This window comes from Aureimonas sp. SA4125, from assembly GCF_019973775.1.
Lineage (GTDB): Bacteria > Pseudomonadota > Alphaproteobacteria > Rhizobiales > Rhizobiaceae > Plantimonas.
Window position 1 is genome coordinate 2649652 of sequence record NZ_AP025032.1, and the last position, 16126, is coordinate 2665777.

19 protein-coding genes, 1 tRNA gene and 1 pseudogene are annotated in these 16126 nt (G+C 62.2%); 7 read left to right on the forward strand and 14 right to left on the reverse strand.

The genetic code is table 11. The features are described from left to right. Positions 1-107: 107 nt before the first annotated feature. The 5 genes from Sa4125_RS12360 to Sa4125_RS12380 form a co-directional block, all read right to left on the reverse strand. Positions 108-1223: an AI-2E family transporter gene (locus tag Sa4125_RS12360; RefSeq protein ID WP_223998372.1), complete on the reverse strand. Its 1116-nt coding sequence runs from the start codon at positions 1221-1223 to the stop codon at positions 108-110. Positions 1224-1583: 360 nt separating this feature from the next. After that, a complete protein-coding gene (locus Sa4125_RS12365; RefSeq protein ID WP_223998373.1) occupies positions 1584-2369 on the reverse strand; it encodes an amino acid ABC transporter ATP-binding protein in 786 nt (261 codons plus the stop codon). An 11-nt stretch (positions 2370-2380) separates the two neighbouring features. Continuing rightward, positions 2381-3880, reverse strand: coding sequence for an amino acid ABC transporter permease (locus Sa4125_RS12370; protein WP_223998374.1), 1500 nt, complete (start codon positions 3878-3880; stop codon positions 2381-2383). Positions 3881-3896: 16 nt separating this feature from the next. Next, positions 3897-5087 carry an amino acid ABC transporter permease gene (locus Sa4125_RS12375; protein ID WP_223998375.1) on the reverse strand — a complete coding sequence of 397 codons (1191 nt, stop codon included), beginning with the start codon at positions 5085-5087 and terminating at the stop codon, positions 3897-3899. 104 nt (positions 5088-5191) lie between these two features. Further along, positions 5192-6211, reverse strand: coding sequence for an amino acid ABC transporter substrate-binding protein (locus Sa4125_RS12380; RefSeq protein ID WP_223998376.1), 1020 nt, complete (start codon positions 6209-6211; stop codon positions 5192-5194). A gap of 257 nt (positions 6212-6468) precedes the next feature. On the opposite strand from Sa4125_RS12380, the gene metC reads away from it, so the two are divergent. Next, the gene (metC, locus tag Sa4125_RS12385) at positions 6469-7653 is read left to right on the forward strand and encodes a cystathionine beta-lyase (RefSeq protein ID WP_223998377.1); all 1185 of its coding nucleotides are present in this window, start codon (positions 6469-6471) and stop codon (positions 7651-7653) included. A gap of 122 nt (positions 7654-7775) precedes the next feature. Then, positions 7776-7994 (forward strand): alkylphosphonate utilization protein, encoded by a 219-nt coding sequence (locus Sa4125_RS12390; RefSeq protein ID WP_224007776.1) that lies wholly within the window; start codon positions 7776-7778, stop codon positions 7992-7994. A gap of 67 nt (positions 7995-8061) precedes the next feature. Here Sa4125_RS12390 and Sa4125_RS12395 read toward each other — a convergent pair whose 3' ends face one another. Together Sa4125_RS12395 and Sa4125_RS24310 are read right to left on the reverse strand one after the other, a co-directional pair. Beyond that, positions 8062-8286, reverse strand: a complete 225-nt coding sequence (locus tag Sa4125_RS12395) for a hypothetical protein (RefSeq protein ID WP_224008201.1) — start codon at positions 8284-8286, stop codon at positions 8062-8064. A gap of 21 nt (positions 8287-8307) precedes the next feature. After that, positions 8308-9012 (reverse strand): annotated as a pseudogene (locus tag Sa4125_RS24310) (DUF2934 domain-containing protein); the annotation flags it as partial. On the opposite strand from Sa4125_RS24310, the gene Sa4125_RS12405 reads away from it, so the two are divergent. Both Sa4125_RS12405 and Sa4125_RS12410 read left to right on the forward strand, forming a co-directional pair. Next, a complete protein-coding gene (locus tag Sa4125_RS12405) occupies positions 8906-9319 on the forward strand; it encodes a hypothetical protein (protein WP_223998378.1) in 414 nt (137 codons plus the stop codon). The pseudogene Sa4125_RS24310 and the gene Sa4125_RS12405 sit on opposite strands and share 107 nt — an antisense overlap. A 353-nt stretch (positions 9320-9672) precedes the next feature. Then, a complete protein-coding gene (locus Sa4125_RS12410; RefSeq protein ID WP_223998379.1) occupies positions 9673-9972 on the forward strand; it encodes a hypothetical protein in 300 nt (99 codons plus the stop codon). A gap of 268 nt (positions 9973-10240) precedes the next feature. Here Sa4125_RS12410 and Sa4125_RS12415 read toward each other — a convergent pair whose 3' ends face one another. Both Sa4125_RS12415 and Sa4125_RS12420 read right to left on the reverse strand, forming a co-directional pair. After that, positions 10241-10585 (reverse strand): hypothetical protein, encoded by a 345-nt coding sequence (locus Sa4125_RS12415; RefSeq protein ID WP_223998380.1) that lies wholly within the window; start codon positions 10583-10585, stop codon positions 10241-10243. A 442-nt stretch (positions 10586-11027) separates the two neighbouring features. Next, positions 11028-11124 (reverse strand) — tRNA-Arg (locus Sa4125_RS12420). Positions 11125-11570: 446 nt separating this feature from the next. Between Sa4125_RS12420 and Sa4125_RS12425 the strand changes: the two genes are divergently transcribed. Beyond that, positions 11571-12101, forward strand: coding sequence for a hypothetical protein (locus Sa4125_RS12425; RefSeq protein WP_223998381.1), 531 nt, complete (start codon positions 11571-11573; stop codon positions 12099-12101). A gap of 59 nt (positions 12102-12160) precedes the next feature. Here Sa4125_RS12425 and Sa4125_RS12430 read toward each other — a convergent pair whose 3' ends face one another. The 5 genes from Sa4125_RS12430 to Sa4125_RS12450 are packed head-to-tail and all read right to left on the reverse strand — an operon-like array spanning position 12161 to position 14250. Beyond that, entirely contained in the window at positions 12161-12460 is a 300-nt protein-coding gene (locus Sa4125_RS12430) for a hypothetical protein (RefSeq protein WP_223998382.1), read from the reverse strand. After that, a complete protein-coding gene (locus tag Sa4125_RS12435) occupies positions 12445-12951 on the reverse strand; it encodes a hypothetical protein (protein ID WP_223998383.1) in 507 nt (168 codons plus the stop codon). The genes Sa4125_RS12430 and Sa4125_RS12435 overlap by 16 nt, the downstream gene beginning before the upstream one ends. 2 nt (positions 12952-12953) lie before the next feature. Continuing rightward, positions 12954-13148 carry a hypothetical protein gene (locus Sa4125_RS12440; protein ID WP_223998384.1) on the reverse strand — a complete coding sequence of 65 codons (195 nt, stop codon included), beginning with the start codon at positions 13146-13148 and terminating at the stop codon, positions 12954-12956. A 1-nt stretch (position 13149) separates the two neighbouring features. After that, a complete protein-coding gene (locus tag Sa4125_RS12445) occupies positions 13150-13473 on the reverse strand; it encodes a hypothetical protein (RefSeq protein ID WP_223998385.1) in 324 nt (107 codons plus the stop codon). A gap of 45 nt (positions 13474-13518) precedes the next feature. Continuing rightward, positions 13519-14250 (reverse strand): N-acetylmuramoyl-L-alanine amidase, encoded by a 732-nt coding sequence (locus tag Sa4125_RS12450; protein WP_223998386.1) that lies wholly within the window; start codon positions 14248-14250, stop codon positions 13519-13521. Positions 14251-14603: 353 nt separating this feature from the next. Between Sa4125_RS12450 and Sa4125_RS12455 the strand changes: the two genes are divergently transcribed. Next, positions 14604-14789 carry a LysM domain-containing protein gene (locus Sa4125_RS12455; RefSeq protein ID WP_223998387.1) on the forward strand — a complete coding sequence of 62 codons (186 nt, stop codon included), beginning with the start codon at positions 14604-14606 and terminating at the stop codon, positions 14787-14789. A 189-nt stretch (positions 14790-14978) separates the two neighbouring features. Then, positions 14979-16031 (forward strand): acyltransferase, encoded by a 1053-nt coding sequence (locus Sa4125_RS12460; RefSeq protein WP_223998388.1) that lies wholly within the window; start codon positions 14979-14981, stop codon positions 16029-16031. Positions 16032-16126: the final 95 nt, after the last annotated feature.

Consider the following 16126-nt stretch of genomic DNA (forward strand, 5'->3'; position numbering starts at 1 on the left):
TTCTTCGTTTGTGGAACAGCGATGCAAGGCGGTGAACAGGTGACTCGAAGACTGAACTCCGAGGCATAGCCCTCTCCCCGGACTCGCTTTTCGTCGACCCGCCGGCATCAGGCCGCACGATCCTTGACGGCTGGTTCGGGCTCCTCGAGATCGTCCTTTTGCGCCGAGAGAAAATCGGCGAGCGGATGCAGCGGCTCGATATAGCTGGCGAAGATCTTCAGGCCGACCATCATCGGCACGGCGACGAACATGCCGACCACACCCCAGATCCATCCCCAGAATGCCACCGAGAGAAAGATCGCGACCGCGTTCATCTCCAGCCGGCGGCCGACCACGGTCGGCTGGATGAACTGTCCCTCGATGGTCGAGGCGACGAAATACAGCGCCACCGGCACGAGTGCCTGCCAGAGATCGCCGAACTCGGCGAGGGCGATGACCCCGACAAGCCCCATCCCCGTCAGGGCGCCGAGATAGGGAATGAAGTTGAGGAGGGCGGCCAGCGCACCGAAGATGAGCGGGGTCGGCATGCCGACCAGCCAGAGCAGGAACCCTACCACGGTTCCGAGCCCGACATTGATCATCGTGATCGTCAGGAGATAGTGCGATAGTTCCCGCTCGATGTCGTGGGCGATCCGCAGCGCCAGCTTCTTGTCCGACAGGGTCGGCATCGCCTTGACGAGCTTGACGTAGAAGAGGTCGCCGGACGCCAGCAGGAAATACAGGAACACCATCGAAAAGAGGATGCTGGCCAGGATCTGTGGCACGACCTGGGCGGCATCGTCGAGGAGGCCCGGGCTTTTGACAACGACTTCCTGCGGCGGTTCATCTGCCACCGGGCTTGCGGGCTGGCTGGGCGCTGCCGCCGGCGGAGCGGGCAATTCCTGCAGCCGGTCGAGCCGGTCGCGGACCGCCTTCAGCTGCTCCTCGACGGCCGCCACGTATTTCGGCGCATTGTTGACGAGTTCCGTGATCGGGTTGCTCAGCATGTAAAAGCCGAAGAACAGCGTCACCAGGGCGCCGACCACGAGCGTGATGGCCGAAACCGGTTCGGGAATCCTCAGCCGCCGCCGCATCAGCCGGACGATCGGGCTGAGGACGAGGGCGAAGAGGAGCGCGATGATCACCGGCAGGACGAAGCTCGAGGTGAGGTACAGCGCACCGAACAGAAGGATCAGGAAGATCCCGACGATGGCCCATCGCGGGCCACCGGGCGCCGTCGACACCGCTGTTACTGAGCCTCCATCGGCCGGCTCCACGGGGACCTCACTGTCTCCCGCTCGTCCAACTGCCATCGCTGCTCGCTCCCGGATTTCTGGCCGATGCGGGAACGCCTATGGCCACTTCGCCCCGCCCAGACAAGCAGCAAATCGCAAGCCGACTAAACCCACGCACTTTGCCCCAAGAAGAAAAAACGCCGCCGGAAGCGCTGCCCGGCGGCGTTTTTCGTAGACTGTCTGACGCCTGGGCGAAACCTGCTCCTAGACTAGAAGATGATTCCTAAAGTGACTTCCGGCTTTCGGAAAAGATCATGCGAGAACAAAGAACGAAAGCAGGACGGCGACTCGAGGGAAAGCGATCCCGCCTTAGTGCAGGATCTGCGACAGGAAGAGCTTGGTGCGCTCGTGCTGCGGATTGGTGAAGAAGGCCGTCGGCTCGTTCTGCTCGACGATCTGGCCGGCATCCATGAAGATGACGCGGTTGGCGACCTGCCGGGCAAAGCCCATCTCATGCGTGACACAGACCATGGTCATCCCCTCCTCGGCGAGACCGACCATGACGTCGAGAACTTCCTTGATCATTTCCGGATCGAGCGCCGAGGTCGGCTCGTCGAACAGCATCACCTTCGGGCTCATGCACAGCGAGCGGGCGATCGCCACGCGCTGCTGCTGGCCGCCGGAGAGCTGGCCGGGATACTTGTTCGCCTGTTCCGGGATTTTCACGCGCTCGAGATAATGCATCGCCACTTCCTCGGCCTTCGCCTTCGGCATCTTGCGCACCCAGATCGGCGCCAGCGTGCAGTTCTCGAGAATGGTGAGGTGCGGGAAGAGGTTGAAGTGCTGGAAAACCATGCCGACTTCACGGCGCACTTCGTCGATCTTTTTCAGATCGTTGGTGAGCTCGGTGCCGTCGACAATGATCTGGCCCTTCTGGTGCTCCTCCAGCCGGTTGATGCAACGGATCATGGTCGACTTGCCCGATCCCGATGGGCCGCAGACGACGATGCGCTCGCCGCGGCGGACCTTCAGGTCGATGTCGCGCAGCACGTGGAACTCGCCGTACCACTTGTTGACGTTGATCAGTTCGACCGCGACCTCCTCCGAGATCTTGCTCGCCGTCGGCCCCGACGCGCTGGCTGTCTGATTTGACATGCTCACAATTCCTATCGTTTGTGCCCGGTATCGAGGCGCCGTTCCATGTAGACCGAATATCGCGACATCGAAAAGCAGAAGAGCCAGTAGACGAACGCGGCGAAGACGAGGCCGGTGGCCGGGGTCTGTTCGGTGCTCCAGCCGGGATCACTGAATCCGCGCCGGACCTGTCCGAGGAAGTCCGCGAGGCCGACCGCAGCCACGAGGCTGGTGTCCTTGAACAGGCCGATGAAGGTGTTGACGATGCCGGGGATGACGAGCTTCAGCGCCTGCGGCAGGATGACCATGCGCATCTTCTGCCAGTAGGTCAGCGCCATGGCGTCGGCACCCTCGTACTGCCCCTTCGGAATGGCCTGCAGGCCACCGCGCACGACCTCCGCCATGTAGGCCGCCGAGAACAGGGCGACGCCGACGAGAACGCGCAGCAGCTGGTCGAAGTTGACGCCCGCGGGCAGGAACAGCGGCAGCATGAAGTTGGCCATGAACAGCACCGTGATCAGCGGAATGCCGCGCCAGAACTCGATGAAGGCGACGCAGAACAGCTTCACGATCGGCATTTCCGACCGGCGGCCAAGGGCAAGAAGGATGCCGAGCGGCAGCGACGCGACGATGCCTGAGATCGCCACGACGAGGGTGAGGAGCAGACCGCCCCAGGAGTTCGTGCGCACCGGCGTCAGGCCGAGATCGGCAGTGAGGAAGATCAGCACGGCGAGGATCGCGGCGAAGGGAATGAGCATCGAGAACGCCCTCCCCCTTGTCTCCGACTGCCGGAAGGCGGCGACCAGGGTGACCGCCACCGAGCCGAGCGCCAGCAGGAAGGCGGCGATGGAGACCGCCGAAAACCGCATGTTGAGGAACAGCACCCGGTCGAAGGAGACGATCGCCGCCAGAAGCAAAGCGAGGAGGCTGGCCGCGAGCAGTCCGCTCGCTACCTTCAACAATGGATCACTGAGGCTGAACTCGCTGCGCCCGATGGCAGCGTAGATCGTCGCAGCGGCGGCCAGCGCCATGACGAAAGCAACGCTCCCGCCCGACATCTCGAACCGCCCGCCGGTCAGGAGCACAAGGGCGACGAAAGGATAGACGCCGAGCAACAGGACCGCATTGAGCCGCTTGTAGGGAACGCTCGGAATCGCCATTCCCGCAACGAGTATCACCAGCGAAACCAGGAGAAGGTCGATCCGCCAGCGCTCGGCATCGGGATAGACGCCGTACATGAAGAGCTCGAACTTCGCGCCGACGAAGGCCCAGCAGGCGCCGCCATGGGCACCGTCGGCCGGAACGCAGGCCGTCCGGTCCGCGCCGACGAAGGTCGCGTTGAACACGCCCCATTCGAGGAGATTGGACACGACGTAGACGATCAGCGCGCCTGCCAGAAGCGTGAGAACCGAGTCGACGGGCGTCGCAAACAGGCTGCGACGCACGCGTGCCGGCCAGCCGAACTCGCCCGGCGGCGGCGGCAAGGGAAGCTTCTCCTCGGTGGAGATGAAACGGGCGACTTGTTCTTCCATCGTATCGGTCCCGTCTTCAGCGTTCGACCAGCGCCATGCGGGCGTTGAACATGTTCATCAGGAAGGATGCGATGAGGCTCAGCCCGAGATAGCAGAGGATCCAGATCGCGACGATTTCCACGGTCTGACCGGCCTGGTTGGCGACCGTCGACCCGATCGAATAGAGCTCGGGATAGCCGATGGCAAAGCCCAGCGAGGAGTTCTTGGTGAGGTTGAGGTATTGGCTGGTCAAGGGCGGGATGATCACGCGGAAGGCCTGCGGGACGACGACCAGTCGCAACAGTTGCCCCCGCTTCAGCCCCACGGCCATCGCCGCTTCCGTCTGCCCCTTGGAGACCGAGAGGATGCCGGCACGCACGATCTCGGCGATGAAAGCGCCGGTATAGATCGACAGCGCCAGGAAGAGAGCGATGAATTCCGGCCGGATCTGCACGCCGCCGACCAGATTGAACCGGGTCGCGGTCGGCACTTCCATGGACGCCGGCAGCCCGGTCAGCAGAAAGACCAGGAGTGGAAGGCCGACGATCATCGCCAGGGCGGGCAGCAGCGTCGAGCGCCGTTCGCCGGTGGCGAGCTGGTGCGCCTTGTTGCGGCGAGAGAGCCACATCGATCCGGCAATGCCGGCGACCAGCGCCAGGAAGGTGAGCCAGGCGAGCGGTTCGAACAGGATCGCCGGCATCTGGAGCCCGCGATTGGTCAGGTAGACCCCGATCGCCGACTCCGGGAGATTGCGCGGCGCCTGCAGCAGCGACAGCACGCCAAAATACCAGAACAGGATGACGAGCAGCGGCGGAACGTTGCGGAAGGTCTCGACGTAGACGGTCGCCAGTCCCCGTAGCAGGAAGTTGCGCGACAGGCGGGCGATACCGACGATGAAACCGAGGATGGTGGCGAGGATGATCCCCGAGACCGCGATGATCAGGGTGTTGAGGAGCCCGATGATGATGGCGCGGCCATAGGAGGAGTTGCTCGAATACTCCAGCGCCGTCTGGCCGATCTCGAAGCTTGATCGGGTCGACAGGAAGCCGAAACCGGAGGCCATCTTGGCCTGCGCCATGTTCCGGGCGGTATTGTCGACGATCCACCAGGCGAAGGCGACGACCGCCACGATCAGGATGATCTGGACGGCGACGCTTCGGACCTTCGGGTTCGTGAGGAAGGAGTCACCGGCGGTCGCAGCGGGCAGCGGTTGGGTCTCGGCGGTCATGAAGCGGGGCTAGCCTCCTCGCAAGTGACGGATGGCGCTGCACCGGATGCGGCGGCCGGCGGGAGATCCGCGCCCTTTCGGGCGCGGACCCTGTCACAGGTTGGTCAGCGGATCGGCGGCGCGTACTGCAGGCCGCCCTTGGTCCACAGCGCGTTCTGCCCACGGGCGATGCCGAGCGGGGTCGAGGCGCCGACGTTGCGCTCGAAAACCTCGCCGTAGTTGCCGACGCCCTTGATGACGTTGACGACCCAGTCGTTCGCCAGGCCGGCATCGGCACCAAAGGTCGAGTCGACGCCGAGCATCCGCTTGATCTCGGGGTTCGGCGACTCCTTCATCTCCTCGACGTTGGCCTGGGTGATGCCGAGTTCCTCGGCGTTGAGCAGCGCGAAATGCGTCCACTTCACGACGTCGAACCACTGCGAGTCGCCACCGCGAACGGCAGGTCCAAGCGGCTCCTTCGAGATGATCTCGGGCAGGACGATGTTGTCGTCCGGCGTGCCGAGCTCGAGGCGCGAGGCATAGAGGCCCGACTGGTCGGTCGTCAGAACGTCGCAACGACCGCTGTCATAGGCGGCGTTGACGTCGTTCTGCGATTCGATGACGACGGGGTTGAACTGCATGTTGTTGGCCGAGAAGTAGTCGGCCAGGTTGAGCTCCGTCGTGGTGCCGCTCTGCACGCATACCGTGGCGCCCGAAAGCTGCAGGGCCGAATTGACGTTCAGCTCCTTCTTCACCATGAAGCCCTGGCCGTCAAAATAGTTGATGCCCGCGAAATCGAGGCCGAGGGCCGTGTCGCGGTTCATGGTCCAGGTGGTGTTGCGGGCCAGCATGTCGATTTCGTTGTTCTGCAGGGCCGGAAAACGCTGCACGGCCGAGAGCGGCACGTACTGGACCTTGGTGACGTCGCCGAAGACGGCAGCGGCCACGGCCTTGCAGTAGTCGATGTCGAGGCCCTGCCACTGGCCGGTGTCGTTCTGCGAGGCGAAACCCGGCAGGCCCGTGTTCACGCCGCAACGCAGCGTGCCGCGCGACTTGACGTCATCCAGCGTCGCCGCTGAGGCGCTGCTGATGGCGATCCCCGCTACCGTGATGCCGAGGGCGGCTGTCAGGAGCTTCAGTTTCATAAGTGGACCTTCCTATTGGAGTTGCGGATCTGCATGTTCGGTGTCATGAACCACCCTTTCGGTCCGCGCCAACCGCGCACGCCAGAATGGACGATCACCTGAATAGGGCCGCTCGGCGAGCTTTGTCACCGAGCCAATCTCATGCCATAAAAATTGGCAGGTCAAGCTAAAGCCAATTTTTATTTCACAAGCAGTGTGACTCGCTGCGACCCAGATCTCGGCCAGCCGGCGTGATCTCTCGACAGAAAGCATTTTCCGTGACCCATGATGATGATCGTCCGACTTCGGCCGGGCACAATACGCGGCTTGTGCGCTCCGGTGCGAATCCGCGAGGCTTCCACGGCTTCGTCAACCCGCCCGTCTACCATGGATCGACCGTCCTGTTTCCCGACACTGCAACGATGCGCAGCAGAGGGCAGAAGTACACTTACGCCCTGAGAGGAACGCCAACGACCGATGCCCTCGAGGAAGCGCTCGACGGGCTCGAGGGATCGGCCGGGACGATCCTGCTTCCCTCCGGCCTTGCGGCGGTTACCGTGCCGCTCCTCGCCTTTCTTTCCGCCGGCGATCACGTTCTGATCGTCGACAGCGTCTACACGCCGACACGCCGGTTCGCCGACAGCGTGCTGACGCGCATGGGCGTCGCGGTCGAGTATTTCGATCCCGCCGTCGGCGAGGGCCTGGCGTCCCTGATGCGCCCGGAAACGCGCGTCGTCTTCCTGGAGGCGCCCGGCTCCAATACCTTCGAGATGATGGATATCCGGGCGGCCTCAGGGATCGCGCATGCCGGCGGTGCCGTGGCGATGCTCGACAATACCTGGGCGACGCCGCTCTATTTCCGCCCGCTCGAGCATGGTGTCGACCTGTCGATCCACGCCTTGACGAAATATCCCGGCGGTCACTCCGACTTGCTGATGGGAAGCGTTTCGGCCAATGCGGCGACCTATGACCGACTGCGCGACACCCAGATGGCGCTGGGGATCAACGTGGCGCCGGACGACACGTCGCTCGTCTTGCGCGGCCTGAAGACCATGGGCATTCGGCTGGAACGCCACCAGGAGTCGGCCCTGCAACTGGCGCACTGGCTGGAAGGCTGCGACGAGGTCGCCCGTGTTCTCCACCCGGCCCTGCCCTCGTTTTCCGGCCACGCGCTGTGGAAGAGCCAGTTCTCCGGTTCGAGCGGCCTGTTTTCGATCGTCCTTCGAGGCGGTGGGATGACCGAGGCGGCAGCCTTCCTCGATGCGCTGAAGCTGTTTGGCCTTGGCTATTCGTGGGGTGGGTTCGAAAGCCTCGCCGTGGTCGCCGACCTGTCCGACCGCATTCTCGCCAAGGCCCCATCCGAGGGGCCGGTGATCCGGCTCCAGATCGGGCTGGAAGACGTCGCGGACCTCAGGGCCGACATCGAGAACGGACTGGCCGCCGTGAACCGACTGAAGGACTGACGACACCTGGCAAAGACGGGGGACCAGGAAAGGTGGGCACGCAGACGGCGTGGCCGACGCTGGAGACGCCTGGCAAATCCCGCGATGCATGTAAAACAAGAGAAAAGAACGGAAACAGCGCGATGAGCGACGTCAGGGATTCCAACGGCACCATCCTCAACGACGGCGATCAGGTCACCGTCATCAAGGATCTGAAAGTAAAGGGCACTTCGCTGACGCTGAAACGTGGCACGCTGATCAAGAATATTCGGCTTACCGGTGATGCCGAAACGATCGAGTGCAACGCCGACAAGGTAAAAGGGCTGGTGTTGCGCACCGAGTTTCTGAAAAAGGCCGGATGAGCGAAGGCCGGCTGACGCGGACATCAGTCGGCCTCGATCTCGTCGGGCCTCTGCCTCAGCGATGCTTTCAGACCGAGGACCGCGGGACGGCGGCGGCGTTCGGCGGGGGAAGTGGCTCCATCAAGCTGCCCCGACGCGAGCGATCGAAGGATGAACGTGCCTTCAGGTCCGCGGCTTCCTGCCCGAAAAGCTCGATCGAGAATTCCGAGGGCTCGTAAAGCGCCCGGCGAAGGCGATCGATCTCGGTGTCCCGTGGTGTTTGCGACGGACCGTAAACGCTAACGGTCTGCATGGCGCACTCCGCGGCCAGTTCGCGCGCCGCCTCCGCCCAATGCTCATGCTCGCGACCATGTGGCCGCCCCTCCCGCTCCCAGATCTGATGAGCGCGAACCCGCATCATTTCTGCATCGTCAATTTTTGGCACTGCACCCTCCTGTCGAACCCCACATTCCATCTGACCTCGTCGCCCCGTGAGACGGCCAACACGCTGGTGCGGCGGCTCCCGGGTTCGGTTTTCGGCAAGCAGACGGAACATCTCCCGGGAGCAACTCGGCAGCGACAACTCGGTTGCGGGGTCGCCAGCCATGACCGGAAAAAGGGTCCGGGAATCAGGTAGATGGAGGACGACTGCGAGGGCAGTCCGGTTTCCGTCGACGAACTTTCCAACAGGACTTCCGCGCGCAATCTCCGCGCCAGCGTCGCATCCTATGCTGGGGGCTCGAATGATAGGGCCGGGCCGCCCGACATGGCATGTGGGTCCACCCGGCTGAGGAGAACGGCATGATCTCTTGTCTTGTGAGAAAGCGCTGGCAGTCCGGCACTCTGGCAGAGCGTTCGTGGTCTCGCCTGTTCCGTGCCACGGCCAAAAGCCTTGATGAAACAGGCGCGCCCTTTCCGGCGAGGGAGCGGTGATGAGGCGGCTGATCCTCACGCTGGTCTGCACCCTCTTGCCGGCGTCCGCATGGGCCATGATGCCGGCATGCCATCCCTTCGACCGGGCGCCCTGGGTCACCTGCATTTACGACGGGACCAGCGGATGGGAAGCCGGAGTGCCATGGCGCCTGGCCGACTTCGAGCCACCGCATTTCAAAGCGGCGGAAGCCGGCTGTCGCGCCGAGCAGATCCAGGGCGTGCGGGCGCGCGACGGGCTGCGTGCTCTCATGTCGCGCGGCTACACCATCATCGACACGGCGCGCCGCGACAAGGCACAGGTACGGCTTGTCCGCCTCAGGCTGCTCGATGGCCGCGATGCCGGTATCGAACTGCTCAGCCAGGGACTGGTGCAGGCTCTGCCGAACACGGGCAATCGCTGGTGCGGCAAATAGGGTGAGCCCGGCCGTCGTCCGGTAATAGGACCGGGCCCCCTGATCGGATTCCCGCCCCGATACCGGAGTGGCGGCCATCGTCAAACGACCTTCGACCGCAATCAATGCTTCCACGCGGCCACGGGACACCTCCAGTACCCTCAGACGAGATCGGCCACCTGAAGTCCTGCTCCGGCCCGCCCTCAGTCGCCACGCCGTTCTTCGGCCGGCACAGGCAGTGGACGACGGTCCATCGCGAAGCGTACAGGCTTGCCACACACCCGTCGGCGGCGCCGAGCGCCTCGTCGGCACAAAACCTAATGCATCCCTGGAGGCCCCTGGCGGACCTCGGGAGCGCACAGCGGAGATTTGCGATGTCATCGAACGAGACCGCTCTGAAATTCATGGCCGGCGCCATCATGAAACTGCAGGCGCAGGCCGAAGCGCAGGACATGCTGCTGCAGGCTCTCTATGCCGAGCGCGCCCTGCAGCGCGGCACGTTTCCGGCAGAGGCCGAGGAGGAAGTGCTCGCTCTGGCAACCTCGATCGAGCGCGCGCCCCGCAGCGGCTACGAAGGCGAGGAACGCCATCTCGCCGACGTCCAGGGTGCCATCCGCCGCTTTGCCGACAGCCTGCGCGTCCGCCTGGAGGAAGAGCGCATGCCCTCGGCGTGAGGTGACGCGGAGGCTGACGGGCGTTGCGCAGCCACCAAACCAGTTGCCCCCGATGCCCGCGCGATCGCTCTGATGGCCCGGGGGCGATCAACGAGAAACTCTGCGCCCGAACCTGGACGTCACCACCCATCGACAGTCACTGGTGACGTGACGACCCAGGAGCGCCACCAGACCTTTCGGACGGCCCCATCTGGGTCACCCCTAAAATGAACGGCAGGTCACCTGAGGTGACCTGCCGGACACCCAGTTACGCGTTGGCGAAATCTACTTAGAACTCGATCTCAAGCCCATTTTCACAGAAATCGAACTTGGCAGGTTCCGATTCGCTGCCGTCTGCATAGGCTGCCTTCACCCACTGAGCGCAGCTCTCGCTGTTTGTGCTTTGATCCCATACGAGATTTACAGTTGATCCCGGCTTGATTCCGCTACCGATATCAAAATAGCCCCATTCTCTCTTGTTTTCAGAAACGAATACCTCGGTGATAGCCGATGAGGTTGTGTTGGTTGCTGTGAAAGAAAACTCTGCGGCCTGGGCGGCTGTGACGATCATCCCGCTCGCCGCCATACCGAAACAAACTGCAAAAAACCGCGTGCAGACTTTCATGAAATTCATCTTACTGGCTCCGGAGAATGGGATTTCGACGGAAAACTTTCTTGCATTGTCGGTAGGGAAAGTCGACGGGAATCTTTCGCTCAAGTGATTTAAGCATGAATGGCAGATTGGGCCATAGTTAACGCGCGCCTGCACACGCAATATCTACTCGGCGTATCGGAAGCCCTCCGGGAGCGATCGAGTCTGGCGTTTCAAACGGCTTCCCGAGACCGCCCGCAGCGTTGGGTCTCGGATTGCCGCGCCGAATACTGCGAAAAGCCGGATTCCGACATTTCGCCGAGCTCTCTGGCCGACATGACGACCATTGGCCCAAACGATCTCATCCCGCCTGCCGACGACAGAACGGGAAGGGATCAGGGCGGGCGCTCACACCCCCGCACCGGGTACAGGGTGCGGCGGAGAACCCGAAGTCCCCTGCCAGTCCAGTGTTTCATGTTGGTATTGGTGACCCCGGCTGGATTCGAACCAGCGACCATCGGCTTAGAAGGCCGTCCGGAACTGCAGCGATAGCAGTGGCCGATCCAACTTTCAGCAGCGCCCCAGGCCCGTCATAGAGCACCAAAGTTGGAACGGCCCGCGATAGACGCCCCTGCCCTTCCGTGGCACCAGTTTGCAATGCCCTTCGATCCCGCCACCGGCTACCGAACCATAAGCACCCTCGGCGATCTTCAAGACGTCGGGGACAACCTCTCGTTCTGGTGCATGCGCTGCGGGCGCGACTTGGATCTCGACCTCGCCAGAGCGGTCGAGCTATGGGGCCGGGATCGGTGCTACATCGACCAGAAGTGGAATGTGAAATGCAGCCGGTGCAACAGCCGCGACATCGGCCTGATCGTCAGGCCTGGCGCATACAGGACCAAAAGTGGGCATAGCTTCCTGCGATCTGCCAGCCCATCTTGCAGAGCATCACGCGGCCGCCACGGTTCCGCCTCATTGACGCAATGGCGGCTTATTGCTTGATAAGACCCACATGAGGGGGACCACCATGAAGTACATCGCCGCCGTAGTTTTCTGCATTTCCGCTTTATCCGGATGCCAGTCCGTCCAGCATCAGACCGCCAGCGGACGCCCTGAGGCATCCATTGCCGCTCCCGCCGACCAGGTGAAGACCGCTTTCGTGGGATCGATGACGAATTATGGCTACCAACTGACGCGCGACAGCCAGTTCCAGATTGTCATGGAGCGTCAGTCGGACAACGCAATGGCAAACGTTCTGCTGGGTAGCAACTACGATCCCACTGTGGAGGCTCGGGTCACTGCGACTTTCCTCGATATGGGCGCACAGACACGTGTAACAGCCGACATGGGCATTGTGAGAAACGGGGGTTCCGCTTTTGAAGCAGTGACACCGATGAACAATAACGTCGACTCCCTTGGAGTACAGAATCTCCTGGATGAGATTAAGACCGGATTGGAAAGCCGCAAGTCGGTCGGTCAAGTTGTCTCGGAAGCGTCGACTCGCACGATCGGTGCCCGAGCCCAGGCTGTCAAAGCCACCCAATCGCCCCAGAGCTGAAACGCAAAAAGCCGCCGCCACCCGGTGAAGGGCGACGGCGGCTGGATGGCGGCAGGTATCTACCGCCGCATTAGAAGGTCGATGCGATCGTGGACGAGCTGCAGCTGAGCGTCGATCTGATCGACCTTGCGCCCGATGCCGGTGATCAGCGCCATCTCCTCGTCGGCAAGATGAACCTTAGCGGCGACGAGCAGCGGATGCTCCGGAATATCGCGGGCGTCATAGGCGATCGGTCCCGGCGGCGGGGATGAGCGCATGAACACCTGGGCGAGGAAGGCTAGGAGCGGCGTGAAAAACACCGTACCGAGTGCGGTGATCGCAAGGGGATTGTTCAGCAAAGCAATCAACCATTCCGGCACGGCGTCTCTCGCTTGCGGAGGATGTCGATGCTCGATCGAACGACACCCGCCGATTCGAGCACGACCCAGAAAAAGTAGCCGAGCGCGAGCAGCTTCAGCCCCATTTGAGCGAAGATCAGACAATGCAGGGTCTGGTAGGCGATCCCGCAGACGCCGGCAGACCAGCGCAGCCGGGGGCTCCTTTGCCATTTGCCGTTGATGACGGTCCCCGCGATCCGCGCGGCGCCTATCGCGACCGCCACAAGTCCCCAGAGGAGCGGATGGTCCGACATCGGGAAGGTCGCGTAATAGACCGCGTCCATGCCCTCGGCGAAGATGATCGTCAGGCCGCGAACGACCACCCATGTACCGATGACGATCTCCACCAGCCGCCACCCGTCGCCATAGAGATACTGCTCCCAGAGGGCGACGAGCGATGCCTTGATCGTGTGGTGGCGGGTCCGCACGTCGGGATAGACGGGAGACGCCCGGCGGTCCGTCACGGCCGACACCGTCAGGATGCCGTGTTGCGTGGGGCGAAGTAGACCGTGGCGAACCCGATCGCGGCATAGATCGCATTCGCCGCCAGGATGCCCCACCATGGCATGGAGGAGACCTGTTCGGGGGTCATGACCAGCGCGCCGCCCGTGCCCGTCACCATGCCGGCAACAGCGCCGGCGATGCCTTTGGAAATGCTCTTGACGTCCATGTCAGATCTCCTCTTTCGCGTCGGCATAGGCCGCACTGATGATTTCAAAGGCGCCGACGATCGTGCCCAGCGCCGCCGCGGTGTCCGTGATGGGGCGATCGGAGCAGATGCCGACGATGACGGCATGAGCCGTTGCCTCGGCCTTGCGGATCTCGGCCGAGACCTCGAGCTGGCGAGCGGCGACGAGAAAGGCGACGTGGGTCGCCGGCTCGATGCTGCAGATCCTGTCGATCCGGTCAGCAGCGCCCGCCACGGCGGTGTCTGTCTGGCAACCGGCAAGCGCCAGCAGCCCGGCGGCCGAAAGGGCCGCAAGCATGGTTTTCATGGGATGTGCTCCTGGAGGGTTCCGGCGTTCCCGGCCGGTTCGGGATCAGGTCAGCGAGACGTACCGGGCACTCACCCAGCCGAGATGGCCGCCGGGCGTGCGCGCGCGATACCAGCCGTCGTCGCTGTCGACGATGGCGATGGCCGTGCCGCGCGGCAGGCCGCCGATGATCTCGCCATCGGGCGCCCGCCGGAAGTTGAGCCATCCGGCCGTCGTCGCGCCGCGCAGCTCCATATCGCCAGGCGCGCCGGTCTCCGCCGCCGCGGGCTCCTCAATGGCCCGCACCGCGCCGCCGGCCATCGCGATCCCCACCGCCATGCGTAGCCTGTCGCCGATTGTGCAGGCGCCGACGATGTCGGGGTCGAAGGCGAGCCGCGTGAAATCCCACTTGCCGCGCTGCCTGTTCCCGAGATTGGCCTGCACTTCGGCATGGCTCAGCACCGTCGTCGGCGTGGGCTCGATGCCGTAGCGCCGGCAGAGATCGGCGACGACCTCAATCAGCGTCTCCCACTGTGTCGCCGTCATCGGGGCGACACCGGCCCGGAAGGGGTTCTCGATGGCGCCGACCATGCAGGCCAGCGCCACGCCGATAGACCCGGTGTTGGTCCCCAGCGTGTGCGCCGCGTAGTTGCCCCGGATCGGCGCCTCGTTCGCTTTGATCGACAGATCCCCGCGGACGAGATTGCCGTCGTCCTCGATGATCAGGTGGTAGTGCTGGCGGTCGACGCTTGATGCCTCGTGCCGCCCGGCCGACCAATGGCAGATGACGCGCGCCATCTTCGCCGCCGGCATCCATGATGCGGGGATCGTCATGCCTTTTCTCCTATGGCTCAAGAAAAAGGCCCGCCGGGTTAAGGGCAAGCCGCTGTCATGGTTAAGGTTTTGGATAATGTTCAGTGACAAGTATTGATCACCAGCACGACATCCTCTCGTGCTGAAGCAGGTGCGCATGCGAGCGGCGCTACTCCCCCGAGCAGCGCCGCCTTTGCCTGTGGCGCGGATGCGGGAGGCCCCACAAACTCCCCCTCAAGGCAGGCGGGGCTTCGGTAGGAAGGCCGCGGGAGCGATACTAGAAACGCGTGAGCTTGACTGCTAACGCACGGAAAGCAGCTCTCTTCCGAAGGACCCGGATGCGCAGCTACACCGTCAGCGGCGAAGAATCACTCGCTGAAATCGCAAAGCGCGAGCTCGGCCATGAAAGCTATTGGCTTCGCCTGTACGCGTGGAATGCAGCGGCAGTGCCCAAGAATATTGCGTCGAAAGATCGCGTAGCAGCAGGAGTCGTTCTTATGCTGCCGAACACGCCCTTTGCTTGATCGATTAGGGATGGGTGGATCGCCCCACCCGCGCATAGGGTGGGGATACAGGCTGGGGCAGGACCGCAGGCAGGGCGTGTCCGCCAAAGCTGACATTTACCAAGACGCGGACGGCCTCAATTCCCCCTTTACTTTTCGGAATGCTTCAGGCTGTTAAGGGCAGTCATTTTGCCGGAGGCAGAAGTGCAAGTGAGAGAATTTACAGTTAACAACGATCAGACAGATCTCGTCGCCCTCTACTCGCAAAGGCTAGCCGCCGCGCGCCTCATCCTCATTATCATGGTCGTCTACGTTCATGTCCCTTTAATTCTACCTGCTTTGACGGACGCTTGGAGTCCTTCGATCTTGGAGCCGGCATTCATCGCCAATAAAACGGCACTCCGATTTGCGGTCTCAGTACTAACTATTATGTCGGGTTTTATTTTATTTGCAAAATATTCGGATAGGCATCCGATCTCTACGCTTAAGAAGAAAATAAAGACGCTCGCCGTCCCATTTTTTCTGTGGAATATTCCATTAGTTGTCGCACTTTATGTTGCTCAGGCTATGCAGTTAACTAGCGGTCGGCGGCTTGATCTAGTAAATGCCGATCTGATAGGGTGGCTGGATGCAACAATAGCACTTTCCACTAGGCCGGTTAATTATCCTCTTTACTTTTTGCGGGATCTTTTTGTTATCAATTGTCTAGCAATTATTCTATCAAAATTCATTCGGAAATTCACTGTTGTTGCCCTTATCGGATCATTTGTCATCGCAGAATATGATTTTGACGGTATTTTAGTTCTGCGGTCGTCTATGCTTCCTGCCTTTGTCATCGGTGCCGCCCTGGCAATTTGGCGAATTGATCTCCGTTCGACTGATAAGTTGCTGCCTGTGATCGCACCGCTTTTCCTGCTTTCATGCCTCCTACAATACTATTACCCGTCATCCGGTGGCAGCATTTACGTGGCCGCTCTTGGAGCCATGACGATTTGGCAGACCACCGGCTTCTTAGAAAGGACGGGAAGAATTACCGGGATCGCCAATGCAGCGAAGTTCGCCTTCCCGATCTATCTAATGCACGGGGTGATCCTTGTCGTCGCCTTGTCTCTAGGAGTTTCGGTTACGCCGACTGTCTACGGACTGCTGCTTTGGCTACTTTTGCCCGCCGCAATTGCAGTCACATGCTGTCTAGTATTCGTCGTCATGAGACAATTGGTACCATCCGCTGTCCAGATTGCTACAGGCGGCCGCGGCGCATAATCCTCGGCAGGCGCGTACCGTTATTCAACGTACCGTGGGAACCGCTTCCATGTATCGCTTATTGAATGCTCTTTTGCAGCGTCAGCGGTAGTGTC